The following is a 20239-nucleotide window of genomic DNA, read 5'->3' as shown; positions in this document are numbered from 1 at the left end:
TGGACCCCGCTCATGACCGCGCTCACCTCTTCCTCCCCGGTCCCCTCCCCTATGGGCGCGCCGGACGACGAAGGACGTGTGGAGCGGATGGAGGGTCCGCTCAGGGTGCTGTTGGTGGAACCGGAGTCGGAGCAGTCCCACCGGCTGGTGCTCTCGCTGAGCGGGCACGATGTGGACATCACCGTGTGCGTGGACGGCGCGGAGGCCCTGCTGCGGGTCGGAATGCTGCGTCCGGACACCCTCTTGACCAGTGCGGATCCGCCCGAGGTCGACCTGGAGACGCTGGTGCGGGTCACCCGCCGGGCCATCGACATCCCGATACTGATCGGGGTGGGGCCGGGCGACTCCCAGCGAGCGGTCCGGGCGTTGGCCGCGGGCGCGACCGCCTGCGTCAGCCGGCCCTACCGGATCCCGGAGCTGGCGGCGCTGTTGCGCGGTTCGCTGCCCGGCTCGGAGGGGCTCCCCGAGGTGGGGACGCCCCGGCCGACGGCGCTGCGCTCGGGCGACCTGGAGCTGGACGCCCTGGGACACCGCCTGTTCGTGGACGGACAGCCGGTCAACCTGGCGCTGCGGGAGTTCGGGATCATGGACTTCCTCCTCCGGCACAGCGGACGGGTGGTCAGCCGGGAGGAGTTGTGGACCGAGGTGTGGCACAAGCCGCTGCCTCCGGTGAACAACACGATCGCCGTGCACATCCGGCGGCTGCGGCACAAGCTCGGTGACTCCGAGGCCCGCCCGAGGTTCATCCACACGGTGCGCGGTATCGGCTACCGGCTCGACACCGGACAGGGCTGACCGCACCGAAAAAGCATCCGAGGATTTCTCGAACAGGCCCCCCGGTGAACACCGGGGAGGCCCTTCTCACATGTCCGGGTCATTTTCTTCGAAGACACATGGAGAGGTGAACCGAAGAGAAATCCGAGGTGTCATCGACATCTCCGGGTCACCCACGTGACAAGACCGAGAGCCCCGACGTCACCGCAGCTCAGGGCGGATCGATGCTTCGATCGGGACGATCACCGAGAATCACCGTCGCCACCACACACCGTACCCGTTATCGAATGGTGACACTGATTCACCCGGCATTCACCCTTCTTCTACCGAACGTCCTCTATTTCGATGTCACCACGACTTTCTACGCGCTTACTGTCGTTTCACGTCAGCCCCGACAGCGGTGATTCAACGAGGAGAACTACGACATGCGCAACGGGCGTTCCAAGCTCGCCGTTCTGGCGGCCATCCCTCTGCTCGCGGCGGCGTGCAGCAACGGGGGCGGGGAGACCGACGCGACGGGTGACGGTGGTGGCGACCTCAGCGCGTCGCTGACCGGCGCCGGCGCCAGCTTCCCGGACCCGCTCTTCCAGGACTGGATCTACACCTACAACTCCGACGTCCAGTCGGGCGTGGACATCAACTACCAGAGTGTCGGTTCCGGCGCCGGGATCGAGCAGTTCCTGGAGCAGACGGTCGACTTCGGTTCCTCCGAGGAGTACCTCGGTGAGGAGAGCCTGGAGGCCGCGGCCGAGGCCCGCGGTTGCGAGGCCGTCCAGTTCCCCGTCGTGTTCGGCTCCGTGGTCATCGCCTTCAACAACCCGGACCTCGACGGTCTGGTGCTGGACGCCGAGACCATCGCCGGCATCTACTCCACCGAGATCACCAGCTTCGACGACCCGGCGATCGCCGAGCTCAACCCGGACATGGACCTGCCGAGCGACGAGATCGTCCCGGTCCACCGCTCCGACAGCTCCGGCACCACGGCCGTGTTCACGCACTACCTGGCCACCGAGGTCGAGTCGTGGGCCGACGAGTACGGCGAGGGCAAGGAGCTCGACTGGGCCTCCGGCCTGGTCGGCGGCCAGCAGAACGACGGCGTCGCCCAGGGCATCAGCCAGAACCCCGGCGGTATCGGCTACGTCAACCAGTCCTACGCCCAGGAGGCGGGGCTGTCCGTCGCCAAGGTCGTGAACGCCGACGGCACCCCGATCGAGCCGACCCTGGAGTCCACCATCGCCGCCTCCGAGGAGGCCGATGTTCCGGACAACTTCCAGTTCGCGATCGACGGCATCGGCGGCGAGGGCTACCCGATCGCCGGTACCAACTGGATCTTCACCTACACCTGCGGCTACGACCAGGAGTCGGCCGACGCCATCATCGACTTCTGGACCTGGGCCCTGACCGACGAGTCCGCTCAGGACCTCGCCGGTGAGCTGGGCTACGCCCCGCTCGGCGACGAGCTGACCGAGCGCGTCATCGCCGAACTGGAGAAGACCAACTCCGAGAACGGCGACGAGGGCTAGACCCCTCCCCCCTCAGGGGCCGGGAACGCGGGTTCCCGGCCCCACCCCCTCCCTCCGCCCCGGGGTCACAGGGGTGAACCGCTCTCCGACTCCCACGAAAGCCATCAAGAGGAGAAGCACCATGTCCACTGAGGCCCCCGAGGCCCCGGCCCCGGAGGAACCCCGGCGAGGGTCGCTCCACTCCGGCAAGGGGAGGATGGCCGACCCGATCTTCAAGTGGGCCGTCGCGGCCTGCGGAACCATCGTCCTGGTCATTCTCGCCCTGATGGTGATCCGCACCACCTCAGAGGCCTGGCCGGTCTTCGTCAAGGAGGGCTTCTTCGGGTTCCTCTTCGGCCAGGAATGGACCACGGGGAACTCCCGTACCGAGATCACCGGCACCTACGGCGCCTGGCCCTTCATCTACGGCACCCTGGTCACCTCGACCATCGCGATCGTCATCGCGCTGCCCCTGGCGATCATGGTCGCCTTCTACATCACCCACCTGGCGCCGCGCCGGCTCGCCAAGCCCCTCTCCTACACGGTGGAGCTGCTCGCCGCGGTGCCCAGCGTCATCTTCGGCCTCTGGGGTCTGCACTGGTTCCTCCCGAACGTGCTGCGCCCCTTCTTCGAGGTCCTGGAGAGCGTCCTCGGCTGGTTCTTCCTCTTCGAAGGCCCGATCCGGGGCGTGGGCTACCTGTCCGCCGGCATCGTGCTGGCCATCATGATCCTGCCGATCATGACCGCGATCATCCGCGAGGTCATCGCGGTGCACCCGATCGACCAGCGCATGGCCGCCTACGCCCTGGGGTCGACCCGCTGGGAGGTCATGCGCAAGGTGGTCCTCCCCGCGAGCTTCTCCGGGATCGTGGCCGCGGCCATGCTGGGCCTGGGACGCGCGCTGGGCGAGACCATCGCGGTCCTCATGCTGATCGGCGGTTCCCAGTCCTGGGGCGCGAGCCTGTTCGGCACCGGCAGCAGCATGGCCTCGCACATCGCCGCGACCTTCGGTGAGGCGGGCCCCGAGGCCCGCACCGGGTTGATGGCCATCGGAGTCGCGCTGTTCCTGGTCACGATGATCGTCAACATCCTCGCCCGCGTCATCGTCTGGCGTCTGGGGCGCATGACGGGAGACGCCGCCGTATGAGCACCATGACCACGACTCCCCCGCGTCCGCACGTTCCGCTGAGCACCCGCCCTCCGGGCGCCTCGTACCGACGTTTCAAGGACCGCGCCGCCACCGTCGCCCTGACCGGCGCGATGATCCTCGCGATGATCCCCCTCGTGCTGATCATCTTCGAGGTGACCCGGCGCGGCATCGGCGTGCTCAGCCTGGACTTCATCACCCAGACCGAGCCCCCGCCCCGGCGCGAGGGCGGCGGTTACGCGGCCGGTTTCTTCGGGACCCTGTACATCATGGCGCTGGCCGTCCTGATGTCGATCCCGTTCGGCATCGCCACCGCCGTGTACATCGTCGAGTACGGGCCCAACCGGCTGACCTCGACGATCCGCTTCTTCACCGACGTGATGACCGGTATCCCGTCGATCTTCGTGGGTCTGTTCGTGTACGGCCTGCTGGTGATCGGCTGGGGCGGCATGGGCTTCGGTACGTTCGTGGGCGCGGTGGCCATCGCGGTGATGATGCTGCCCATCGTGACCCGGTCGGCGGAGGAGATGCTGCGACTGGTCCCCCACGAGATCCGTAACGCCAGCTACGGTCTCGGCGCCCGCAAGTGGCAGACGATCGTGCACACGGTACTGCCGGCCGCGGCGCCCGGTCTGACCACGGGTTCGATGTTGGCGATCGCCCGAGGCATCGGTGAGACCGCGCCGCTGCTGCTGACCGCCTTCGGTTCGGGTCTGATCGTCACCTCCCTCCAGGGCTCTCCGCAGGGCGCCGTGCCCATGCAGCTCTACCGAGGCGCCGCCCAGCCGTTCGAGGCGGGGATCGACCGGGCCTGGGGCGCCGCCCTGTGCCTGTTCCTGCTGGTCCTGGCGTTCACCATCGTCGCCCGGTGGATCGGCTCCAAGGCCTCCACCAACGGCTGACCGTACGACCATCCGATCCGGGGGGTCGCGTTCCTTCGGGAGCGCGGCCCCCGGACCTTTCGAGGGGCGGCCCGACGGCGGTAGCCTTGCGCGAGCCGACGCCCCCGCACCAGACGGAGAGTGACCCCGAATGCCCGACACCACCGAGTACGCCGCCACCTTCGCCCTCGTGGACGCGGACGGCGACGGCCTCATCTCCGCTCAGGAGCTGTCCCGGTTGATGCGCAACCTGGGCGACGAGACCACCGACGAGCAGGCCGCCGAGGTGGTCCGGGCGATGGACTCCGACGGCGACGAGCGGATCTCCCTGGAGGAGTTCGCCCGCTACATGTCGAGCGGCCGGAACTGACACGCCCCCACCGTCCCCGGGTGGTGACCGCACGGACGGCGATCACCACCGGGTCGGTCTCCGCCTAGCTCCGGGGGCCCGAGGCGAGGTAGACGACGTCGGGCACGCCCCGGGCGACCACCACCTCCACGACCTCCACCGACGTGAAGCGGTCGCGCAGCAGCCCTTCGAAGGCGTCGACGGCGTTGGCGCTCCAGAAGGCGAGCACGCCCTCGGGCGCCATCAGGCGGGAGAGCCGTTCGATCCCGGCCGCCTCGTACAGGCGGTCGTTGTTCTCCACCACGGTCCAGTCGGGGCCGTTGTCGGTATCGAGGCAGATGACGTCGTAGAGGACGGGTTCCGCGGCGGACGCGGCCTCGGCCAGCCAGGCGACGATGTCGGCGTTGTACACACGACAACGCGGATCCCGATGGACGTGGTCGGCCGCCTCTCCCAGCTCGTCGTCGTGCCAGGCGATCACCTGCGGTTCCAGTTCGACGACGTCCACCCGCGAGACCCTCGGATGGTCCAGCGCCTCACGGGCGGAGAAGCCCACGCCCAGACCACCGATCAGTACACGGGCGTGCGAGCGGCCCTTCGGCAGGGCGGCCAGGCTCGCCCGGACCATCTCCCGTTCCGAGGTCCCGTCCCGGGTGTCCATGAGGAAGACGCCGTTGGAGTAGATCTCGTAGTGGGCACCCACTCGGCGTAGTACCAGGTCACCACCGGTCTCACCGGTCACCCGGGCCAGGGTGACCGTCTCCTCCTCGGGCGCGAGGCCCCGCGTTCGCTGGTTCATGGCCCCCATTGTGCCCATGGCCCGTACGGTGTGTGTCCGGTACCGGGCGTTCGGCGACCGGCACGGCGCGACGCGTGCCGGCCGGTCGGGGGTCGAGAGGAGCGACCGGGCAGGTCGGAGCCATGGACCTCACGATTCACAACGGTTTCCCGTCGTACTCGGCCCCTGAGGGGTCACCGGCCTTCTACCGGGAAGCCTTCGGCCTCGGGCGCGGTATCGCCGAAGGACACGGTGGGGACAGCCTGACCAGTCTGATCGGGGTGCTGCGGACGCACCGCTCGGAGTGAGCGTCGCCTCCCGGCCCGGGCCTCTCCCGCAAGGGGAGGGCTCAGGCCGGGACGGGCGTCGCCGGGGAGCGGCGGAACCGGTGGGCCAGCGCGACGGGGAGGGCGCACGGCCATCCGAGCGCGATCGCCCACAGGGCCCCGGTCACGGCCCCGAGCAGAACGTAGGACAGGAACAACAGGGGTCCCGAACCCAACGCCAGGACCGCCGCCCCGGACCGCAGGGCGTTGGCCGCGGCGAGGCCGAGGACCACCCCGGCCCAGGAGGAGAGGAAGACCCTCCACGTATTGGCGGCGGGCCTCAGCAGACCCGCCCTGCGCACCCACCAGGCGGCGACCACCGCCAGGACGGCCACGGCCAGGAGTTCGACCGTGAGGTTCCAGCCGGGCTGACCGACGAAGGCGACGAACCGCAGTCGGGGGAAGGCGAAGGGCACGCCCAGCGAAGTGGGCAGGAGCAGCCAGGCCGCACGCGCGCCCAGCCAGGTCACGAAGGCGACGTTCCCGAAGAGGAGGCAGGGGAGGAGGGCGGACAGTCCGGCGATGGGGGGCAGGGGATTGCGAATATTATTCACCTTCTGCATTCTAGTGATCCAGGTCTCATCTTCACACCCCCGAGTCCGGTCCACAGGAGCCAGATGCAGCCCCCCGGAAAGCGCGGGCTCGTCCCCGCCGCCCTCATCGTCCTCGTCCTCCTTCTCGGGAGCGGTGTCGCGGCCCTCACCCGGCACGACACCGACGCGCCCGTCCGATACCTCACCGACGACCAGGGGCGTGCCCTCTTCCTCCACGGTCTCAACACCTCCGGCTCCGCCAAGGACGATCCGGACCGTCTCCCCTGGATCACCGAGGAGGACGTCCAGACCGAGTACGACGCCATGGGGACCAACTTCGTCCGCTTCCTGATCCAGTGGCAGGCCCTGGAACCCGAGGAGGGGGCCTACGACGAGGACTACCTCGACGAGGTCGCCGAACGGGTCGACTGGTACGCCGAACGCGGCTACCACGTCCTCCTCGACATGCACCAGGATCTCTACGGCCGCTTCACCAACACCGAGCAGCACTCCGGCAACGGGGCCCCCGAGTGGGCCACCAGGACCGACGGCCTGCCCGTACGGCCCCGGGAACAGTGGGAACTGGTCTACCTCGAACCCGGCGTGATGCGCGCCTTCGACCACTTCTGGGGCACCGCCGGCGGAGACACCGACCTCATGGACGCCTACGCGGACGCCTGGCGACACGTCGCCGACCGGTTCGCCGACGAACCGGCCGTGATCGGCTACGACCTGATGAACGAGCCCTTCGGCGGAAGCCTCCAGGGCACCGACTTCGAGGCCGGTCCCCTCGCCGAGCTCTACCGACGCTCCATGGAGCGGATCCGCGAGGTCGACCAGGACACGTGGATCTTCGTCGAGGGACAGGCCGTGGGGGTCAACTGGGGTCTGCCCTCCGCCCTCCCCCACCTGGAGGATCCGCGCGAGGGGGAGCCGCGCGTCGTCTACGCCCCGCACATGTACGCCCTGCCCATGGACCTGGGACAGCCCTATGAAGGCGACTCCAAGGGCGGGATCGACGCGAGCGTCGAGGCGTGGTCCGAGCACGTCCGTCTGGTCGGCGAACGGCTGGAGGCCCCGATCGTGCTCGGCGAGTTCGGGCTGGACATGTCCGGTGCCGGGGCCCCGGAGTTCGTGGAACGGATGTTGGAGGAGACCGAGACGATGGCGGCGGGCCGCACCTACTGGTCCAACGACCTGGACGGTTGGGGACCGTGGGAGGAGGCCGACGACGGCGGGCTCGACCCCGGTCCGCTCGCCCACGTGATGAACCGCGCCTACCCGCGCGCCGTGGCAGGTGAACCCCTCGATTGGGGATACGACGCCGAGGCCGGAGAGCTGACCGTGCGCTACACGGAACGGGACGGGGTGTCGGGGGCCACCGAGCTGTACCTGCCCTCGGACGTCTTCGGAGAGGGCCACGAGCCGACCGTGGTTCTCGGCGGGGACGGCTCCTGGGACGCCGAGTGGGACGAGGGGATGCGGGTCCTGCGCGTGACCGTCACCGGAGCCGCCGACGGAGACGAGACCGTCCTCACCGTCACCCCCGAGTGAGACACCTCGGGCCCGGCGGCCCCCAAGGAGCTGCCGGGCCCGACGGACCGGATCAGAGCCGGCAGGCGTAGATGTCGGTGACCAGGATCGCGCGGGCGCCCAGACCCCACAGGTCGTCCATGATCCGCTGGGCCTCCTTGCGGGGCACCATCGAACGGACCGCGACCCAGCCCTCACGGTGCAGCGGGGAGACCGTCGGCCCCTCCATGCCCGGGGTGAGCGCGACCGCCGCCTCCAGGTTCTCGGCGTGCACGTCGTAGTCCATCATCACGTAGTCGCGCGCCACCAGGACACCGCGCAGCCGCCGCAGCAACTGGTCGATCTGCGGGTCGTCCGGGGCGTCGGTGGGCCGGATGACGACGGCCTCGGAGACGAGGATGGGGTCGCCGAAGGTCTCCATTCCGGCGTTGCGCAACGTGGTCCCGGTGGAGACCACGTCGGCGACCGCGTCGGCCACCCCCAGCTGCACCGAGCTCTCCACGGCGCCGTCGAGGTGGATGACGCGCGCGTCCACGCCCTGGGCGTCGAGGTAGGAACGGAGCAGACCGTCGAAGGAGGTGGCGATGCGCTTGCCGTCGAGGTCGGCGACGCTCATCGAGCCGCCGCCGGGGGCCGCGAAACGGAAGGTGGAGCCGCCGAAGCCGAGGGCCAGGACCTCGTCGACGGGGGCGCCGGAGTCCAGCAGCATGTCGCGTCCGGTGATCCCCGCCTGGAGGATGCCCTCACCGACGTAGACGGCGATGTCCTTGGGGCGCAGGAAGAAGAACTCGGTGTTGTTGTCCGGGTCGACCAGCACCAGGTCGCGGCTGCTCTTGCGCTGCCGGTACCCGGCCTCGGTGAGCATCTGGACGGCGGGTTCGGACAGTTGCCCCTTGTTGGGCACGGCGATACGGAGCATGTCGGGCATGTTCTGGGTTCCTTCTGTGGCTCTCGCGTGTACGGGGACGTCTGTGGCCGGCGCGTGTCCCGCACCCGGGTGGGCGCGGTGGGGCACGAGCGGCCTAGAGATGCTTGTAGACGTCCTCGAGGCGCAGGCCACGGGCCAGCATCAGAACCTGGAGGTGGTAGAGGAGCTGCGAGATCTCTTCGGCGGCCTGCTCGTCCGACTCGTACTCGGCCGCCATCCAGACCTCGGCCGCCTCCTCGACGACCTTCTTGCCGATGGCATGGACGCCGGCATCGAGTTGGGCGACGGTCCCGGACCCCTCGGGGCGGGAGCGTGCCTTCTCTGACAGCTCGGCGAACAGCTCTTCGAAGGTCTTCATGGTCTCTTTCCTCGACCGACAGTGCGCTACCAGGGTAGGCGCTTCCGACACCCGGTGACCAACCGGGGACCGGAAGTCTCACCATGTGGGAGGGCCGGCGCGCCGAGCGGGCGTCGGAGCTCAGGCCATACGACGGGCGACGGCCCGCACCAGGGAGCGCGGCAGCACGCGCAAGAGCCCATCGGCGGTCTTGTAGGCGGCCCCGGGGACGACCACGGAGCGCCCCGCGGACCAGGCCCTCAGGGAGTCCCGGACGACCTGTTCCTTGGCCACGAAGGCGAACTCGGGCATCCCCTGTTCCTGGACGCCGCGGGTCATGTCGGTGCGGACGAACCCGGGGAACACCGTGGTGACGTACACGCCCTTTCCGCGCACCTCGGCGGAGACGCTCTCGCTCCACAGGGCGATGAACTTCTTGCCCCCGCCGTAGACCGACCCTCCGGGGTTGGAGGGGACCTCCCCGGCCATGGAGGACACGTTGATCACACCGAGCCGACGGTCCGCTCCGGAGGCGGCGCGGGCGATCTGGACCGGCAGGACGGCGCGGGTCAGATGGAGGACGGCGCGGACGTTGAGGTCGATCATCGCGTCGATGTCGTCCGGTTCCTGGTCGACGAAGACGCCGCCGTCGCCGCGCCCCGCGTTGTTGACCAACAGGTCGATGGGGGCGGTCCCGTCCGAGCCGTGGGCGGAGACGCGCTCGACCACGGTGGCGAGCCCTTCGGGGGTGCCCAGGTCCGCGGCCAGGACCTCGATGTCGGTGCCGTAGCTCCCGCGAAGGTCCCCTGCGAGGTCTTCGAGGTTCTCCCGGCTCCGCGCCACGAGGACCAGGGAGTAGCCGCGCTGAGCGAGGCTGCGCGCGTACTCCTCGCCGATGCCGCGGGAGGCGCCGGTGACCAACGCCGTACGGGACGGGTCGGGCCGGTTTCGGGTCCTGTCCGCTTCGCTCATGGCTCCAGCGTAGGGCGTGGGCCCTCGGTTCCCGATGGCGCCGTGGTGATGACCACCCGGTGTTTCCCGGACAAACCCTTCCTCGCTCTCCCCATGGGGGCGACGAGGCGTTAGCGTTCAACCATGTCCGAGACACAGAGCCCTGCCGGACCCCTTTCCGCTCTCAGGCTGGAGGAACGTCTGCGTGACACCAGGCTGTTCTTCGGCCAGGCGTTGCGCACCTTCCACGCCACGGGTTCCATCGTGCCCAGCAGTGGCGCGTTGGCCTATGAGATGGCCGAGTACGTCCGCCGACGCCCCGACCCCGAACAGTCGCTGAGCATCCTGGAGGCGGGCGCGGGCACGGGCGCCATCAGCCGCGGGATCGCCGCCGCGATGCGTCCCGGCGACACGATCGACCTCGTCGAGGCCAATCCGGAGTTCGCCGCCCACGTCGAGGAGCTGCTCAAGACCGACCCCGAGATGTCCCGGGTCGCCGACTCCGCCGCCGTGCACGCCTGCCTGGTGAACGACATGGGGACCGACCGCACCTATGACGTGATCGTCTCCGGGCTGCCGTTCGCCAACTTCACCGCCGAGCAGGTCGAGAGCATCCTCGACCACTACTTCACGGTGCTCCGCCCCGGCGGAACGCTGTCGTTCTACGGGTACCTGTACACGAAGCAGGTCAAGGCGGTCATCGCCAAGCGCGAGGACTACCTCCGTCAGGCCCGGAGCGGCTGGGTGGTCCAGGACTGGATCGACCGCTACCGGATCGACTCGGCGAGGGTCTACGCCAACATCCCACCGGCCTGGGTGCACCACCTGCGCAAACCGGAATGGGAGTCCTCCGGGGAGCGTCCGCGCGCACTCTGATCCCCGGTTCCCGACCCGATATGTTCCGGTCCCGTCTCGCATGAACGGCCACCACGCCGTTCGTCCGGGGCGGGACCTTGGTCGTCTCTTCACGAACCAAGCCAATTGTGCGCGCTTTGCGGGGAAATGTCGGAATTTTACCCATTGATGCACCCGAGTTGCGTGCAATGACCGGAAGGGCGCCGACCTCGACCTCCCTACGTCGAGCATCCTCGAAGATCGTCCACAGGCTGTGGACGACTTTTTTTCCCACGCCCTCCCGCCCGCCCCTCCGACCTCCGCACCACGGGGAGGAAGAGGGGTGGAAGCGCATCGAAGCAGGTCAGAGTGGAGAGCCCCAAAAAGGGGGAGCACTCCCCCACTCTCGGAGGCCACACCCCGAAGCCCGCGCCACTGCACTCCGCGACGAGTGACCCACCCCAGGTCAGCTTGTGGGCCGCATCACCGGAAGCTCGAGTCGCGTGTCCTCTGTGACGCCGGTAGTCTCGCGTTGACTTCTGGGGGAGATGACCTTTTCCGGAACGACCGGCATCACCCGGTTCGCCAGAGCGGGCGTTAAAAGTTCCTGATGTCTGTTCAAAGTCCCCCGAGGCTCATCCCGCGCCACCATCCCTGCGTCTACGTTTTTCACACCAAACCCGTGTGAACGGAAAGCATGCGCGCGGAGTCCCATATCTCACCTATTTTCCCAGGTCATGCCATAGACCAGCGGAGGAGGCAACGTGACGCTCACCCAGGCGGTCGAGGGGGCTTCGGTCACGCCCACGAGGGCGACCGACACCACGCTCGAAGCCATGCCCCTCGACGTGCGCCAACGCGTCTCCGCCCTCGCGCGAACCTCACGGCTCCTCGTGGCCTGTGACTACGACGGCGCGCTGGCCCCCCTCGGTACCGACCGGCACGGGCCGCTCCCCGGAGCGGTCCGCGCCCTGCGCGACCTCGCCGACCTGCCCGGCACCGTGTGCGCGGTCGTCTCCTCCCGTCCCCTGCGCGATCTCGCCGTCCTCTCCCGGCTGCCGGCCGAGGTCCGGCTGGTGGGCGCCTACGGCACAGAGTTCGACACCGACCTGACCATCGACCCCTCGCGTCCGGGTCCCGGGGCCCCGCCCTCGGACAAGTCCGCCGCCCTCGAACTGCTGCGCGAGCAGGTCGACGCCACCGCGCTCCTCTACATCGGAGGCGGCGAGGGCGAGGAGCCGGTGTTCATGAACCTGAACACCGGAGCCGACGCCGGCATCCGTGTCGGCGCCGAGCCCACGGTCGCCTCCCACAGCGTCCCGGACACCCCGACCGCCGCCACCCTCCTGGCCCTGCTCGCCACCGAGCGCCGCTCCTGGGTCTTCGGCGAACGCCCCACGCCCATCGAGCGCATGTCGATGCTGTCCAACCAGGCCTCCGTGGCCCTGGTCGGCCCGGACGCGCGCCTGCTCTGGTTCTGTCACCCGGAGCCCGACTCGGGCGCCCTGTTCGCCGAGGTGCTCGGAGGCCGCCAGGCCGGGGTCTTCTCGATCGCCCCCGCGCACGGCGGGCTGCCCCTCGGCCAGCGCTACCTGCCCGGAACGATGACCGTGCGCACCCGCTGGTCGCGCCTGGAGGTCACCGACTACCTCACCCACGACACCGAGCCCGGACGCACCGACCTGGTGCGGGTGATCGGCGGCGTCACCCCCGCCACCATCGAGTTCGCCCCCCGCCCCGACTTCGGCCGTGCTCCGATCCGCATCACCGTCGAGCCCGAGGGCCTGCGCGTCCAGGGCGCCGACTTCCCGATGGTGCTGCGCTCCCCCGGCGTGGAGTGGCACATCGACCACGACGGCACCGACGACATCGCCCGGGCCACCGTCCACCCCAGGTCCGAGCGCCCCGTGATCCTGGAGATGCGCTGCGGCACCGACTCCCTGGCCGCAGAGGAGCGGACCGAGTCCGAGCGCCGTGAGCTCGCCGCGCACCACTGGTCGGACTGGCTGGAGACGCTGGAGCTCCCCGCCACCGAGCGCGCCCTGGCCGAGCGTTCCGCGCTGACGCTGCGGGGTCTGTGCACCCCCACCGGCGGGGTCATGGCCGCGGCCACCACCTCGCTGCCCGAGGAGATCGGCGGCGTCCGCAACTGGGACTACCGCTACTGCTGGCTGCGCGACGGCGCCCTGACCGTCCAGTCCCTGGTCACCCTGGGCTCCACCGTCGAGGCCGAGGCCTTCCTGGAATGGGTCCACCGTGTCGTGGACTCCCTGCCCGGCCCGGAGCTCCTGCGTCCGCTGTACTCCCTGCGCGGCACCGACCTGGGCCCCGAGGAGGTCATCGAGTCGCTGTCCGGGTACGCGGGCTCCCGCCCGGTCCGGATCGGCAACCTCGCCGACCGCCAGGTTCAGCTCGACGTGTTCGGCCCCGTGGTCGAACTCATCGCCCACCTGTCCCGGGAGCGCGGCACGCTGGCCGACCGCGACTGGGAGCTGGTCCGCTCCATGGCCGAGGCGGTCGCCCGTCGTTGGCACGAGCCCGACCACGGGATCTGGGAGGAGCGCGACGAACCCCGTCAGCGCGTCTACTCCAAGGTCATGTGCTGGGTCACCCTCGACCGGGCGCTCACCCTCGCGGAGACCTACGGTCGTCGGGCGGAGGCGTCCTGGGCGGGTCTGCGCGCGGAGATCGCCGAGGAGGTGCTGGACAAGGGCTGGAACGAGACCGTACAGGCCTACACCACCGCCTACGACGGCACCGACCTGGACGCCGCCTCTCTGCACATCGGCCTGTCCGGAATGATCGACCCGACCGACGAGCGCTTCCAGTCCACGGTCACCGCCGTGGAGGCGGAGCTGCGCAGCGGGCCGACCGTGTACCGCTACCACCGCGACGACGGTCTGCCCGGCGGCGAGGGCGGGTTCCACCTGTGCACCACCTGGCTGATCGAGGCGTACCTGCTCACGGGCCGCCGCGCGGAGGCCGAGGAGCTGTTCAAGCACCTGGTCGACGCCGCGGGTCCGACCGGTCTCATCCCCGAGGAGTTCGACCCGGTCACCGAGCGGGCGCTGGGCAACCACCCGCAGGCCTACTCGCACCTGGGCCTGATCCGCTGCGCCCGCCTGCTGGACACGCACCTCTGAGCGCCACCCCGCTCGACCGGTAGCGTCGACACCGACCCCACGGGGCGTCCCGCACGGGACGCCCCGTCTCCCTTCCCCCAGGAGAAGTCATGTCGACCCCGCGCGCCCGAAGGACCTCCGCTCCGAACAAGGTCCTGGTCACCTTCCTGCTCCTCGCCCTGTCCGTCATCGGCTTCCAGGCGTTCGTGGGGCCGTCGGTCCTCCCGATCGTCCCGGCCGACAGGCCGCACGAGTTCGCCAACGGGCTCGGGGTGAGGCTGCTGAGCATCGCGCACACCCACGAGGACGGGGAGCACCTGGTGACCTGGAGCGTCGAACTCCACAACCCCGGCGACACCGACCTCGTCCTGGACCCGACGACCGCCTGTCGGCACGTCATGCCGCCCGAAGACGTCGGGACGCCCGGGTCTCCCATGGAGCACACCGAGAGCGTCGTCGTCCCGGCCGGACAGGTCACTTACTGGTCGGACTCGTGCCCCTCCCCCGACTCGGGCCGCTGGTGGGCGTACACGGTGCGTTTCGACGATCCGACCGAAGAGCACCGCTACCCGCCGCTCACCCTGCTCGGCCGCGCCCACTGAGCCCGGACCGGGGGTCCGGGGCGTCGCCACGGTGGAATGTCCCTGGTGACGGGTAGGGTTCCGGAACCCATCGGACACCTGAGAGGCCCCCGGATGGTCGCCGTCCTCGATCGCCGCGCGCTCAACCGCGCCACCCTGGCACGCCAGTTCCTGCTCGAAAGGGTGGATCGGCCGGTCACCGACCTGGTCTCCCACCTGGCCGGGCTTCAGGCACAGACCACCCACAGCTGGTACGTCGCCTTCCAGAACCGGCTGATCCGACCGGATCCGGAGGAGGTGGGCCGTCTGCTCACCGACGGCGCGCTCGTGCGCATGTCGCTGATGCGTTCGACCCTGCACCTGGTCACCCCGGAGGACGCCCGCGCGCTGCGCTCCGTCACCCGGGAGGTCATGGCCCGGGACCTGCGGAACAGCCGGCATGGCAGGGCCACCGTCGGTGTGGACCACGCCGCGGTGGTGGCGCGGGGCCGGGAACTGCTGGAGGAACGGCCGCTCACCGCGCGGGAACTGGGAGAACGGCTCGGCGAGGACTGGCCGGACGTTCCCGGTGAGCACCTGGCCTACGTGGTGCGCTGTCTGCTCCCGGTCGTGCAGACACCGCCGCGCGGGGTCTGGGGCGCCTCGGGACGTCCCCTGCTGGCCCCGGCCGACCGGTGGACCGGGCTCGACATGGAGGTCGAACCCGACCGGGAGGGCCTGGTCCTGCGCCACCTGGCCGCCTTCGGACCGGCGAGCGTGCGCGACGTACAGGCATGGTCCGGGCTGACCCGGTTGAAGGCGGTGGTGGAGGGGATGCGGAACCGGCTCGTGTCCTTCCACGACGAGCGGGGCGTGGAACTGTTCGACCTGCCCGAGGCGCCGCGTCCGGGGCCCGATGTCCCCGCCCCGCCGCGGTTCCTCTACGACTTCGACAATCTGCTGCGCGCCCACGCCGACCGGAGCCGGGTGATCTCCGACGAGGGGCTGCGACGCATCGCCGTACGCAACGGCATGCCCCCGGCCACCGTGCTCATGGACGGATCCGTGGCCGCCACCTGGAGGGTGCTCCGGGGCACCGCCCCGGTGGTGGAGGTGGCCCCCTTCGCTCCCCTCCCCTCCGGCGAGGCCGAGCGGGTCGCCGAGGAGGGACTCGCGCTCCTCGCCTTCCTCCGGCCGGACCGTGACGACGGCCGGATCGAGTTCGTCACCCCCGACTGACCCGGCGCTTCACCCGTTTTCTACATATGTATCCGGATCACGGGGCCTACACGGGTATGTGACAGGATTCGAGGGTGACTGAAGAGTTCCGCGCCGCGTTCCAACGCGTGCTCGACACCGCCGCCGGCCAGACACCCGACTTCCCCGAGGCCGTGCGCGAAGCCTTCCGGCTGTCCTCCCACGTGCCCACCGAGGAGTTGGAGACGGCCCTGGAGGCGCTGGCCCCGGTGCTGGGCGACTGCGAGCCCTACCCGGGTGTGGCGGCCGACCTCTCGGTCCTCGCCGGAGCACTGGTCGAGTCGGGCGCCCCCGCCGGCCAGGTCGGTCTCGAAGTACTGCGTCAGGTCGGAAGCTACGGACAGGCCGCCGTGGCGTTCCTGCACGCGTGGGAGAAGACCGGCGGAGGCCCCCTTCCCGCCCCCTCCGAGGTGAGCGAGACCGAGGAGAAGAGGGTCGAGGAGGTCCTCGGTGAGAACGCCCCGTTGGCCACCATGGGCTGGTGGACCGTCCAGCGCTACGGCCTGGCCGCCAAGGCCATGCTGTGCGACGCGGGGGTGCGCTCCGCCGTCCGCGCGGACGCCGGGGCGATGAAGGGGCTCGGTCAGATCGTCCAGGCGCTCTCGACGCGACTGAGCGAGTTCGGCGAGATCTCCGAACTGCTGCGGATGGCCGAGGTCAGCCGGGTCCTGGTCCTGGACCGCGCCTCCCGACGAGGGTTCCGGGTGCGCTTCGACGGGGTCGGCGACAACTTCCAGCTCCACACCCTGCTCGCCGACGCCCTGATCGGCAAGGAGGGGATGCGACTCCCGGGATCCCGCCCCGACCCCCGCTGGGTGGCGGCCTCTCTGGACGCCCCGGTCGACCCGCTGGCCGACGTGGTGCGCGGCGAGTGGGACCTGGTCGGCGGGGACGGCACCTGGGTCGGCAACGAGGCCTGCCCCGGCGACATCCCCGAGGTGAACGGCGAGCGGGTCCTGGTCCTGGAGCCCCAGTCGCTGCTGCACTCGTGGCGTGCCGGACGGCGCCACCCGCACATCACCGGAGAGTTCACCGTCCTGTCCGAACTGACCCCGGACGAGGCGGCCTCCTGGTGGACCCGTCTCCATCCGGCCGGGGCGGTCCGTCACCCGCAGGCCCCGCCGATCGAGAACGACGACGCCGGCACGGACCCGGCCCCCCGTCACTTCGGGGAGGCCGCGCACTTCGCCGAGGTGGACCCCGGCCCCTCGTCGGTGCCCTTCCCGGCGCTGTCCCCGGAGGCGGATCCCTCCGGCCCCGACGCGGCCGCGCTCGTGGAGCCCGGACCGTCCTCCGCCCTCCCCTTCGACCCCGACCCCGAGCCCTTGGACGAGGACGAGGACGAGGAGTTCCCCGGAGCCGCCCCTTGGGCCGGAGCTCCGGTGACCCGGATCGACGAGGAGGACCTCTTCCCGGTCCCCGACGCGGGCCCCTTCCGCGACCCCGATCCGCTCGGCGGACCGATCGAACCGCCCTCCGACCTCTTCGACGACCGCCCCGAGGCGACGTCCGACCTCTTCTCCCCCGCCCTGGTGGAGAACGAGAACCCGCCGCCCTCGACGACCTCGGACGAGGGAACGCCCGAGAACGTCGAGACCGAGGGGCCGGCCCCCGGCTCCCGCCTGCTGCCGCCTCTTCCTCCCGGGGTCTCGGACAGCTTCACCTGGGCTCCGCACTGGAAGTGGCCCGCCCCGCCGCGGCGTCCCTGACCCGAACCGCGCCCCACACCACCCGTGAAGAGCGCATATGACAGTTGTCATGCCGATCCCACGCTTCTCTCACACGGAGTCGGTGACCGATGCGACTGTCGTGAGAAGCGCTCCGGCGAGAATCTGGGTACATGATGACGACGACGCCCGCTCCCCGTTCCGACTCCGATAGGTCCGGCGACGACCGGCCCACCCGTGAACAGGCCCTCAAGGCCGCCGAGCAGGCCTGGATGGAGCACGAGCAGGAGCTCGGCCGCGAGGCGCTCCGCTCCCTCAAGCCGTGGAAGGGCAAGGCCCAGCGGCAGGACAAGGTCCTGTTGACGGTGGCGCTCCTGCTCCCCGCGCTGCTCCTCCTCACCCTGCCGCTGCGCCCGTTGTTCATCGCCGACCACCCGCTGGCGCTGGCCCTGATCACCGGAAGCCACGCGGCCGTGGGCGCCGCCTCGGCCTTCATCGGCGTCGGGCAGGGCGGCGCCCTGTGGGTGGTGATCCTGGCGGGTGTCATCGGCAAGATCAAGATCGATTGGATCTTCTGGTGGCTGGGCCGACGTTGGGGGCGCGGCATCGTCAACTTCCTGATCCAGGGGGAGCGCGGGCGCCGTTTCGCCGACCGTCTGGAGACCATGAACCCCTGGGTCATGCGGGCCCTCGTACCGTTGAGCTACCTGCCGGGCGTCCCCGCGGGCATCACCCACGTGATCGCCGGAGCCAACGGGATGCGCCTGCACGTCTACATGCTGCTGAACGCGCTCGGCGCGGCCTTCGTCACCTCCATCGTCGCCCTCGTCGGCCACTCCTCCGGTCAGACCGGCGTGGACGTCGTGCTGCTGATCGACAAGTACGCGCTGTGGATCATGCTCGCGCTCATCTTCGGCATGGCGCTGTACCCGACGTTCACCGCGAGCCGCGATCAGAAGGCCCGTAAGACGGCCGCGCTGGAGAAGGCCGCCACCGAGTACGACGCCGAGACCGCCCGCCTGGAGGCCGAGGGCCGCTCCACGGAGTCCACCATCGCTCCGACCACCCCCACCGACGAAGAGAACCCTCGGTGACCCGGCCGCGACCACGGGTAGCCCACAGGTGGGGCGTACGCGGATAGGCTGGCAGACGGCAATCCGTCACCTTGGGCAACGCCGGCTGCACCTGGTGCGTCACCAACACTCTCAAGGAGATCCCGTCATGGGACAGCAACACTTCGACCTGGTGGTCCTCGGAGCCGGACCCGGCGGCTACGTCGCGGCCATCCGAGGCGCCCAGCTCGGCCTCAAGACCGCGGTCATCGAGGAGAAGTACTGGGGCGGTGTCTGCCTCAACGTCGGCTGCATCCCGTCCAAGGCGCTCCTGCGCAACGCCGAGCTCGCGCACCTGTTCCACAACGACGCCGACACGTTCGGCATCAAGGTGGAGGGCAAGGTCGAGTTCGACTACGGCAAGGCGTTCAGCCGTAGTCGCGAGGTCGCGGACGGCCGGGTCAAGGGCGTTCACTTCCTGATGAAGAAGAACAAGATCGCCGAGCTCGAAGGGCGCGGCACCTTCCTCGACGACCGCACCATCGAGGTACGGGGAGCGGACGGGGAGACCACCACGGTCACCTTCGACAACGTCATCATCGCGGCCGGCTCCTCCACCAAGCTCATCCCGGGCACCTCGCTGTCCGAGCGGGTCGTCACCTACGAGGAGCAGATCCTCGAGGAGAAGCTGCCCGAGAGCATCATCATCGCGGGCGCGGGCGCCATCGGCGTCGAGTTCGCCTACGTGATGAGCAACTACGGGGTCGACGTCACCATCGTGGAGTTCCTCGACCGCGTGGTGCCCATGGAGGACGAGGAGGTCTCCAAGGAGATCGCCCGCGCCTACAAGAAGCTCGGCGTGAAGGTCATGGCCTCCACCCGGGTGGAGAAGGTCGAGGACACCGGCTCGGGGGTCGAGGTCTCCGTCACCGGCACCGACGGCGCGCAGCAGGTCCTGAAGGCCGACAAGCTCCTCCAGGCGATCGGGTTCTCCCCCAACGTCGAGGGCTACGGCCTGGAGCGGACCGGTGTGGAGCTCACCGAACGCGGCGCCATCGCCATCGACTCCCGGGGCCGCACCAACGTCCCGCACATCTTCGCGATCGGCGACGTCACCGCCAAGCTCATGCTGGCGCACACCGCCGAGGCCATGGGCATCGTCGCCTCCGAGACCATCGGCGGCGCCGAGACCCAGGAGATCGACTACCGGTTCATCCCGAGGGCGACCTACTGCCAGCCGCAGATCGCCTCCTTCGGCTACACCGAGAACGAGGCCAAGGAGGCGGGCTACGACGTGCAGGTCGCCAAGTTCCCCTTCGTGGCCAACGGCAAGGCGCACGGCCTGGGCGACAGCCGCGGTTTCGTCAAGATCGTCTCGGACGGCAGGTACGGCGAGTTCCTCGGCGCCCACATGGTGGGGCCGGACGTCACCGAGCTGCTGCCCGAGCTGACCCTGGCCCAGCAGTGGGACCTGACCGTGCACGAGGTGGCGCGCAACATCCACGCCCACCCGACGCTCAGCGAAGCGGTCAAGGAGGCCGTGCACGGCCTGGCCGGTCACATGATCAACTTCTGATCCGACGTCGTTCGTCGAGGCCGGTCCCGGGTCGTCCCGGGGCCGGCCCCTTCGTATCGGGCGGGCGATCCTCGGGGCCTCCGGGGGCGGAGAGGTCCGGGCTCCCCGAGGACGCGGGACTTGCTAAGTTTC

Annotated in this window: 19 protein-coding genes; 14 read left to right on the top strand and 5 right to left on the bottom strand. The window is 69.9% G+C overall.

Going from position 1 to position 20239, the window contains the following annotated elements; translation table 11 throughout:
• Positions 1-12 precede the first annotated feature (12 nt).
• The 5 genes from D451_RS0100305 to D451_RS0100285 all read left to right on the top strand — a co-directional run bounded on the left by D451_RS0100305 (position 13) and on the right by D451_RS0100285 (position 4674).
• Positions 13-795, top strand: coding sequence for a response regulator transcription factor (locus D451_RS0100305; protein ID WP_014908144.1), 783 nt, complete (start codon positions 13-15; stop codon positions 793-795).
• A 404-nt stretch (positions 796-1199) separates the two neighbouring features.
• The gene (gene pstS / locus D451_RS0100300; RefSeq protein WP_017533006.1) at positions 1200-2297 is read left to right on the top strand and encodes a phosphate ABC transporter substrate-binding protein PstS; all 1098 of its coding nucleotides are present in this window, start codon (positions 1200-1202) and stop codon (positions 2295-2297) included.
• Positions 2298-2418: 121 nt separating this feature from the next.
• Positions 2419-3423: a phosphate ABC transporter permease subunit PstC gene (gene pstC, locus D451_RS0100295; protein WP_017533005.1), complete on the top strand. Its 1005-nt coding sequence runs from the start codon at positions 2419-2421 to the stop codon at positions 3421-3423.
• Positions 3420-4325: a phosphate ABC transporter permease PstA gene (gene pstA / locus D451_RS0100290; RefSeq protein WP_017533004.1), complete on the top strand. Its 906-nt coding sequence runs from the start codon at positions 3420-3422 to the stop codon at positions 4323-4325. Before pstC ends, pstA begins: the two co-directional genes overlap by 4 nt.
• 130 nt (positions 4326-4455) lie before the next feature.
• A complete protein-coding gene (locus tag D451_RS0100285) occupies positions 4456-4674 on the top strand; it encodes an EF-hand domain-containing protein (protein WP_017533003.1) in 219 nt (72 codons plus the stop codon).
• A gap of 64 nt (positions 4675-4738) precedes the next feature.
• On the opposite strand, the gene D451_RS0100280 is transcribed toward D451_RS0100285, so the two are convergent.
• Positions 4739-5452, bottom strand: coding sequence for a spermine/spermidine synthase domain-containing protein (locus D451_RS0100280; protein ID WP_036567591.1), 714 nt, complete (start codon positions 5450-5452; stop codon positions 4739-4741).
• A 122-nt stretch (positions 5453-5574) separates the two neighbouring features.
• Here D451_RS0100280 and D451_RS28190 point away from each other — a divergent pair, with 122 nt between their 5' ends.
• Positions 5575-5739 carry a hypothetical protein gene (locus D451_RS28190; RefSeq protein WP_017533001.1) on the top strand — a complete coding sequence of 55 codons (165 nt, stop codon included), beginning with the start codon at positions 5575-5577 and terminating at the stop codon, positions 5737-5739.
• Between the two features lie 41 nt (positions 5740-5780).
• On the opposite strand, the gene D451_RS0100270 is transcribed toward D451_RS28190, so the two are convergent.
• Positions 5781-6320 (bottom strand): hypothetical protein, encoded by a 540-nt coding sequence (locus D451_RS0100270; RefSeq protein WP_017533000.1) that lies wholly within the window; start codon positions 6318-6320, stop codon positions 5781-5783.
• A gap of 54 nt (positions 6321-6374) precedes the next feature.
• Here D451_RS0100270 and D451_RS0100265 point away from each other — a divergent pair, with 54 nt between their 5' ends.
• Positions 6375-7844 (top strand): cellulase family glycosylhydrolase, encoded by a 1470-nt coding sequence (locus tag D451_RS0100265; RefSeq protein WP_017532999.1) that lies wholly within the window; start codon positions 6375-6377, stop codon positions 7842-7844.
• 52 nt (positions 7845-7896) lie between these two features.
• Here D451_RS0100265 and hisG read toward each other — a convergent pair whose 3' ends face one another.
• The 3 genes from hisG to D451_RS0100250 all read right to left on the bottom strand — a co-directional run bounded on the left by hisG (position 7897) and on the right by D451_RS0100250 (position 10060).
• Positions 7897-8751 (bottom strand): ATP phosphoribosyltransferase, encoded by an 855-nt coding sequence (hisG, locus tag D451_RS0100260; protein WP_017532998.1) that lies wholly within the window; start codon positions 8749-8751, stop codon positions 7897-7899.
• Positions 8752-8845: 94 nt separating this feature from the next.
• Entirely contained in the window at positions 8846-9109 is a 264-nt protein-coding gene (locus tag D451_RS0100255; protein ID WP_014913038.1) for a phosphoribosyl-ATP diphosphatase, read from the bottom strand.
• A 120-nt stretch (positions 9110-9229) separates the two neighbouring features.
• On the bottom strand, positions 9230-10060 hold the full coding sequence (locus D451_RS0100250) for an SDR family NAD(P)-dependent oxidoreductase (RefSeq protein WP_026124706.1): 831 nt from the start codon (positions 10058-10060) through the stop codon (positions 9230-9232).
• 123 nt (positions 10061-10183) lie between these two features.
• Between D451_RS0100250 and D451_RS0100245 the strand changes: the two genes are divergently transcribed.
• From D451_RS0100245 to lpdA, 7 genes are all read left to right on the top strand, one after another.
• Complete coding sequence (locus tag D451_RS0100245; protein WP_014911906.1) at positions 10184-10915, top strand: class I SAM-dependent methyltransferase; 732 nt, start codon at positions 10184-10186, stop codon at positions 10913-10915.
• A 722-nt stretch (positions 10916-11637) separates the two neighbouring features.
• Positions 11638-14016 (top strand): trehalase-like domain-containing protein, encoded by a 2379-nt coding sequence (locus D451_RS0100240; protein ID WP_017532996.1) that lies wholly within the window; start codon positions 11638-11640, stop codon positions 14014-14016.
• An 89-nt stretch (positions 14017-14105) separates the two neighbouring features.
• Positions 14106-14597 (top strand): hypothetical protein, encoded by a 492-nt coding sequence (locus tag D451_RS0100235; protein WP_017532995.1) that lies wholly within the window; start codon positions 14106-14108, stop codon positions 14595-14597.
• Between the two features lie 93 nt (positions 14598-14690).
• Positions 14691-15794 (top strand): winged helix DNA-binding domain-containing protein, encoded by a 1104-nt coding sequence (locus D451_RS0100230; RefSeq protein ID WP_026124705.1) that lies wholly within the window; start codon positions 14691-14693, stop codon positions 15792-15794.
• A gap of 74 nt (positions 15795-15868) precedes the next feature.
• Positions 15869-17521: a hypothetical protein gene (locus D451_RS0100225; RefSeq protein ID WP_017532993.1), complete on the top strand. Its 1653-nt coding sequence runs from the start codon at positions 15869-15871 to the stop codon at positions 17519-17521.
• Positions 17522-17652: 131 nt separating this feature from the next.
• The gene (locus D451_RS0100220) at positions 17653-18573 is read left to right on the top strand and encodes a DedA family protein (protein ID WP_017532992.1); all 921 of its coding nucleotides are present in this window, start codon (positions 17653-17655) and stop codon (positions 18571-18573) included.
• A gap of 127 nt (positions 18574-18700) precedes the next feature.
• Positions 18701-20107 carry a dihydrolipoyl dehydrogenase gene (gene lpdA / locus D451_RS0100215; RefSeq protein WP_017532991.1) on the top strand — a complete coding sequence of 469 codons (1407 nt, stop codon included), beginning with the start codon at positions 18701-18703 and terminating at the stop codon, positions 20105-20107.
• The last annotated feature ends 132 nt before the right edge of the window (positions 20108-20239 follow it).

Origin of the sequence: Nocardiopsis alba DSM 43377 (assembly GCF_000341225.1) — a bacterium.
Lineage (GTDB): Bacteria > Actinomycetota > Actinomycetes > Streptosporangiales > Streptosporangiaceae > Nocardiopsis > Nocardiopsis alba.
The sequence above is the reverse complement of the archived record's forward strand: the minus strand, read 5'-3'. Positions and strand labels throughout refer to the sequence as shown.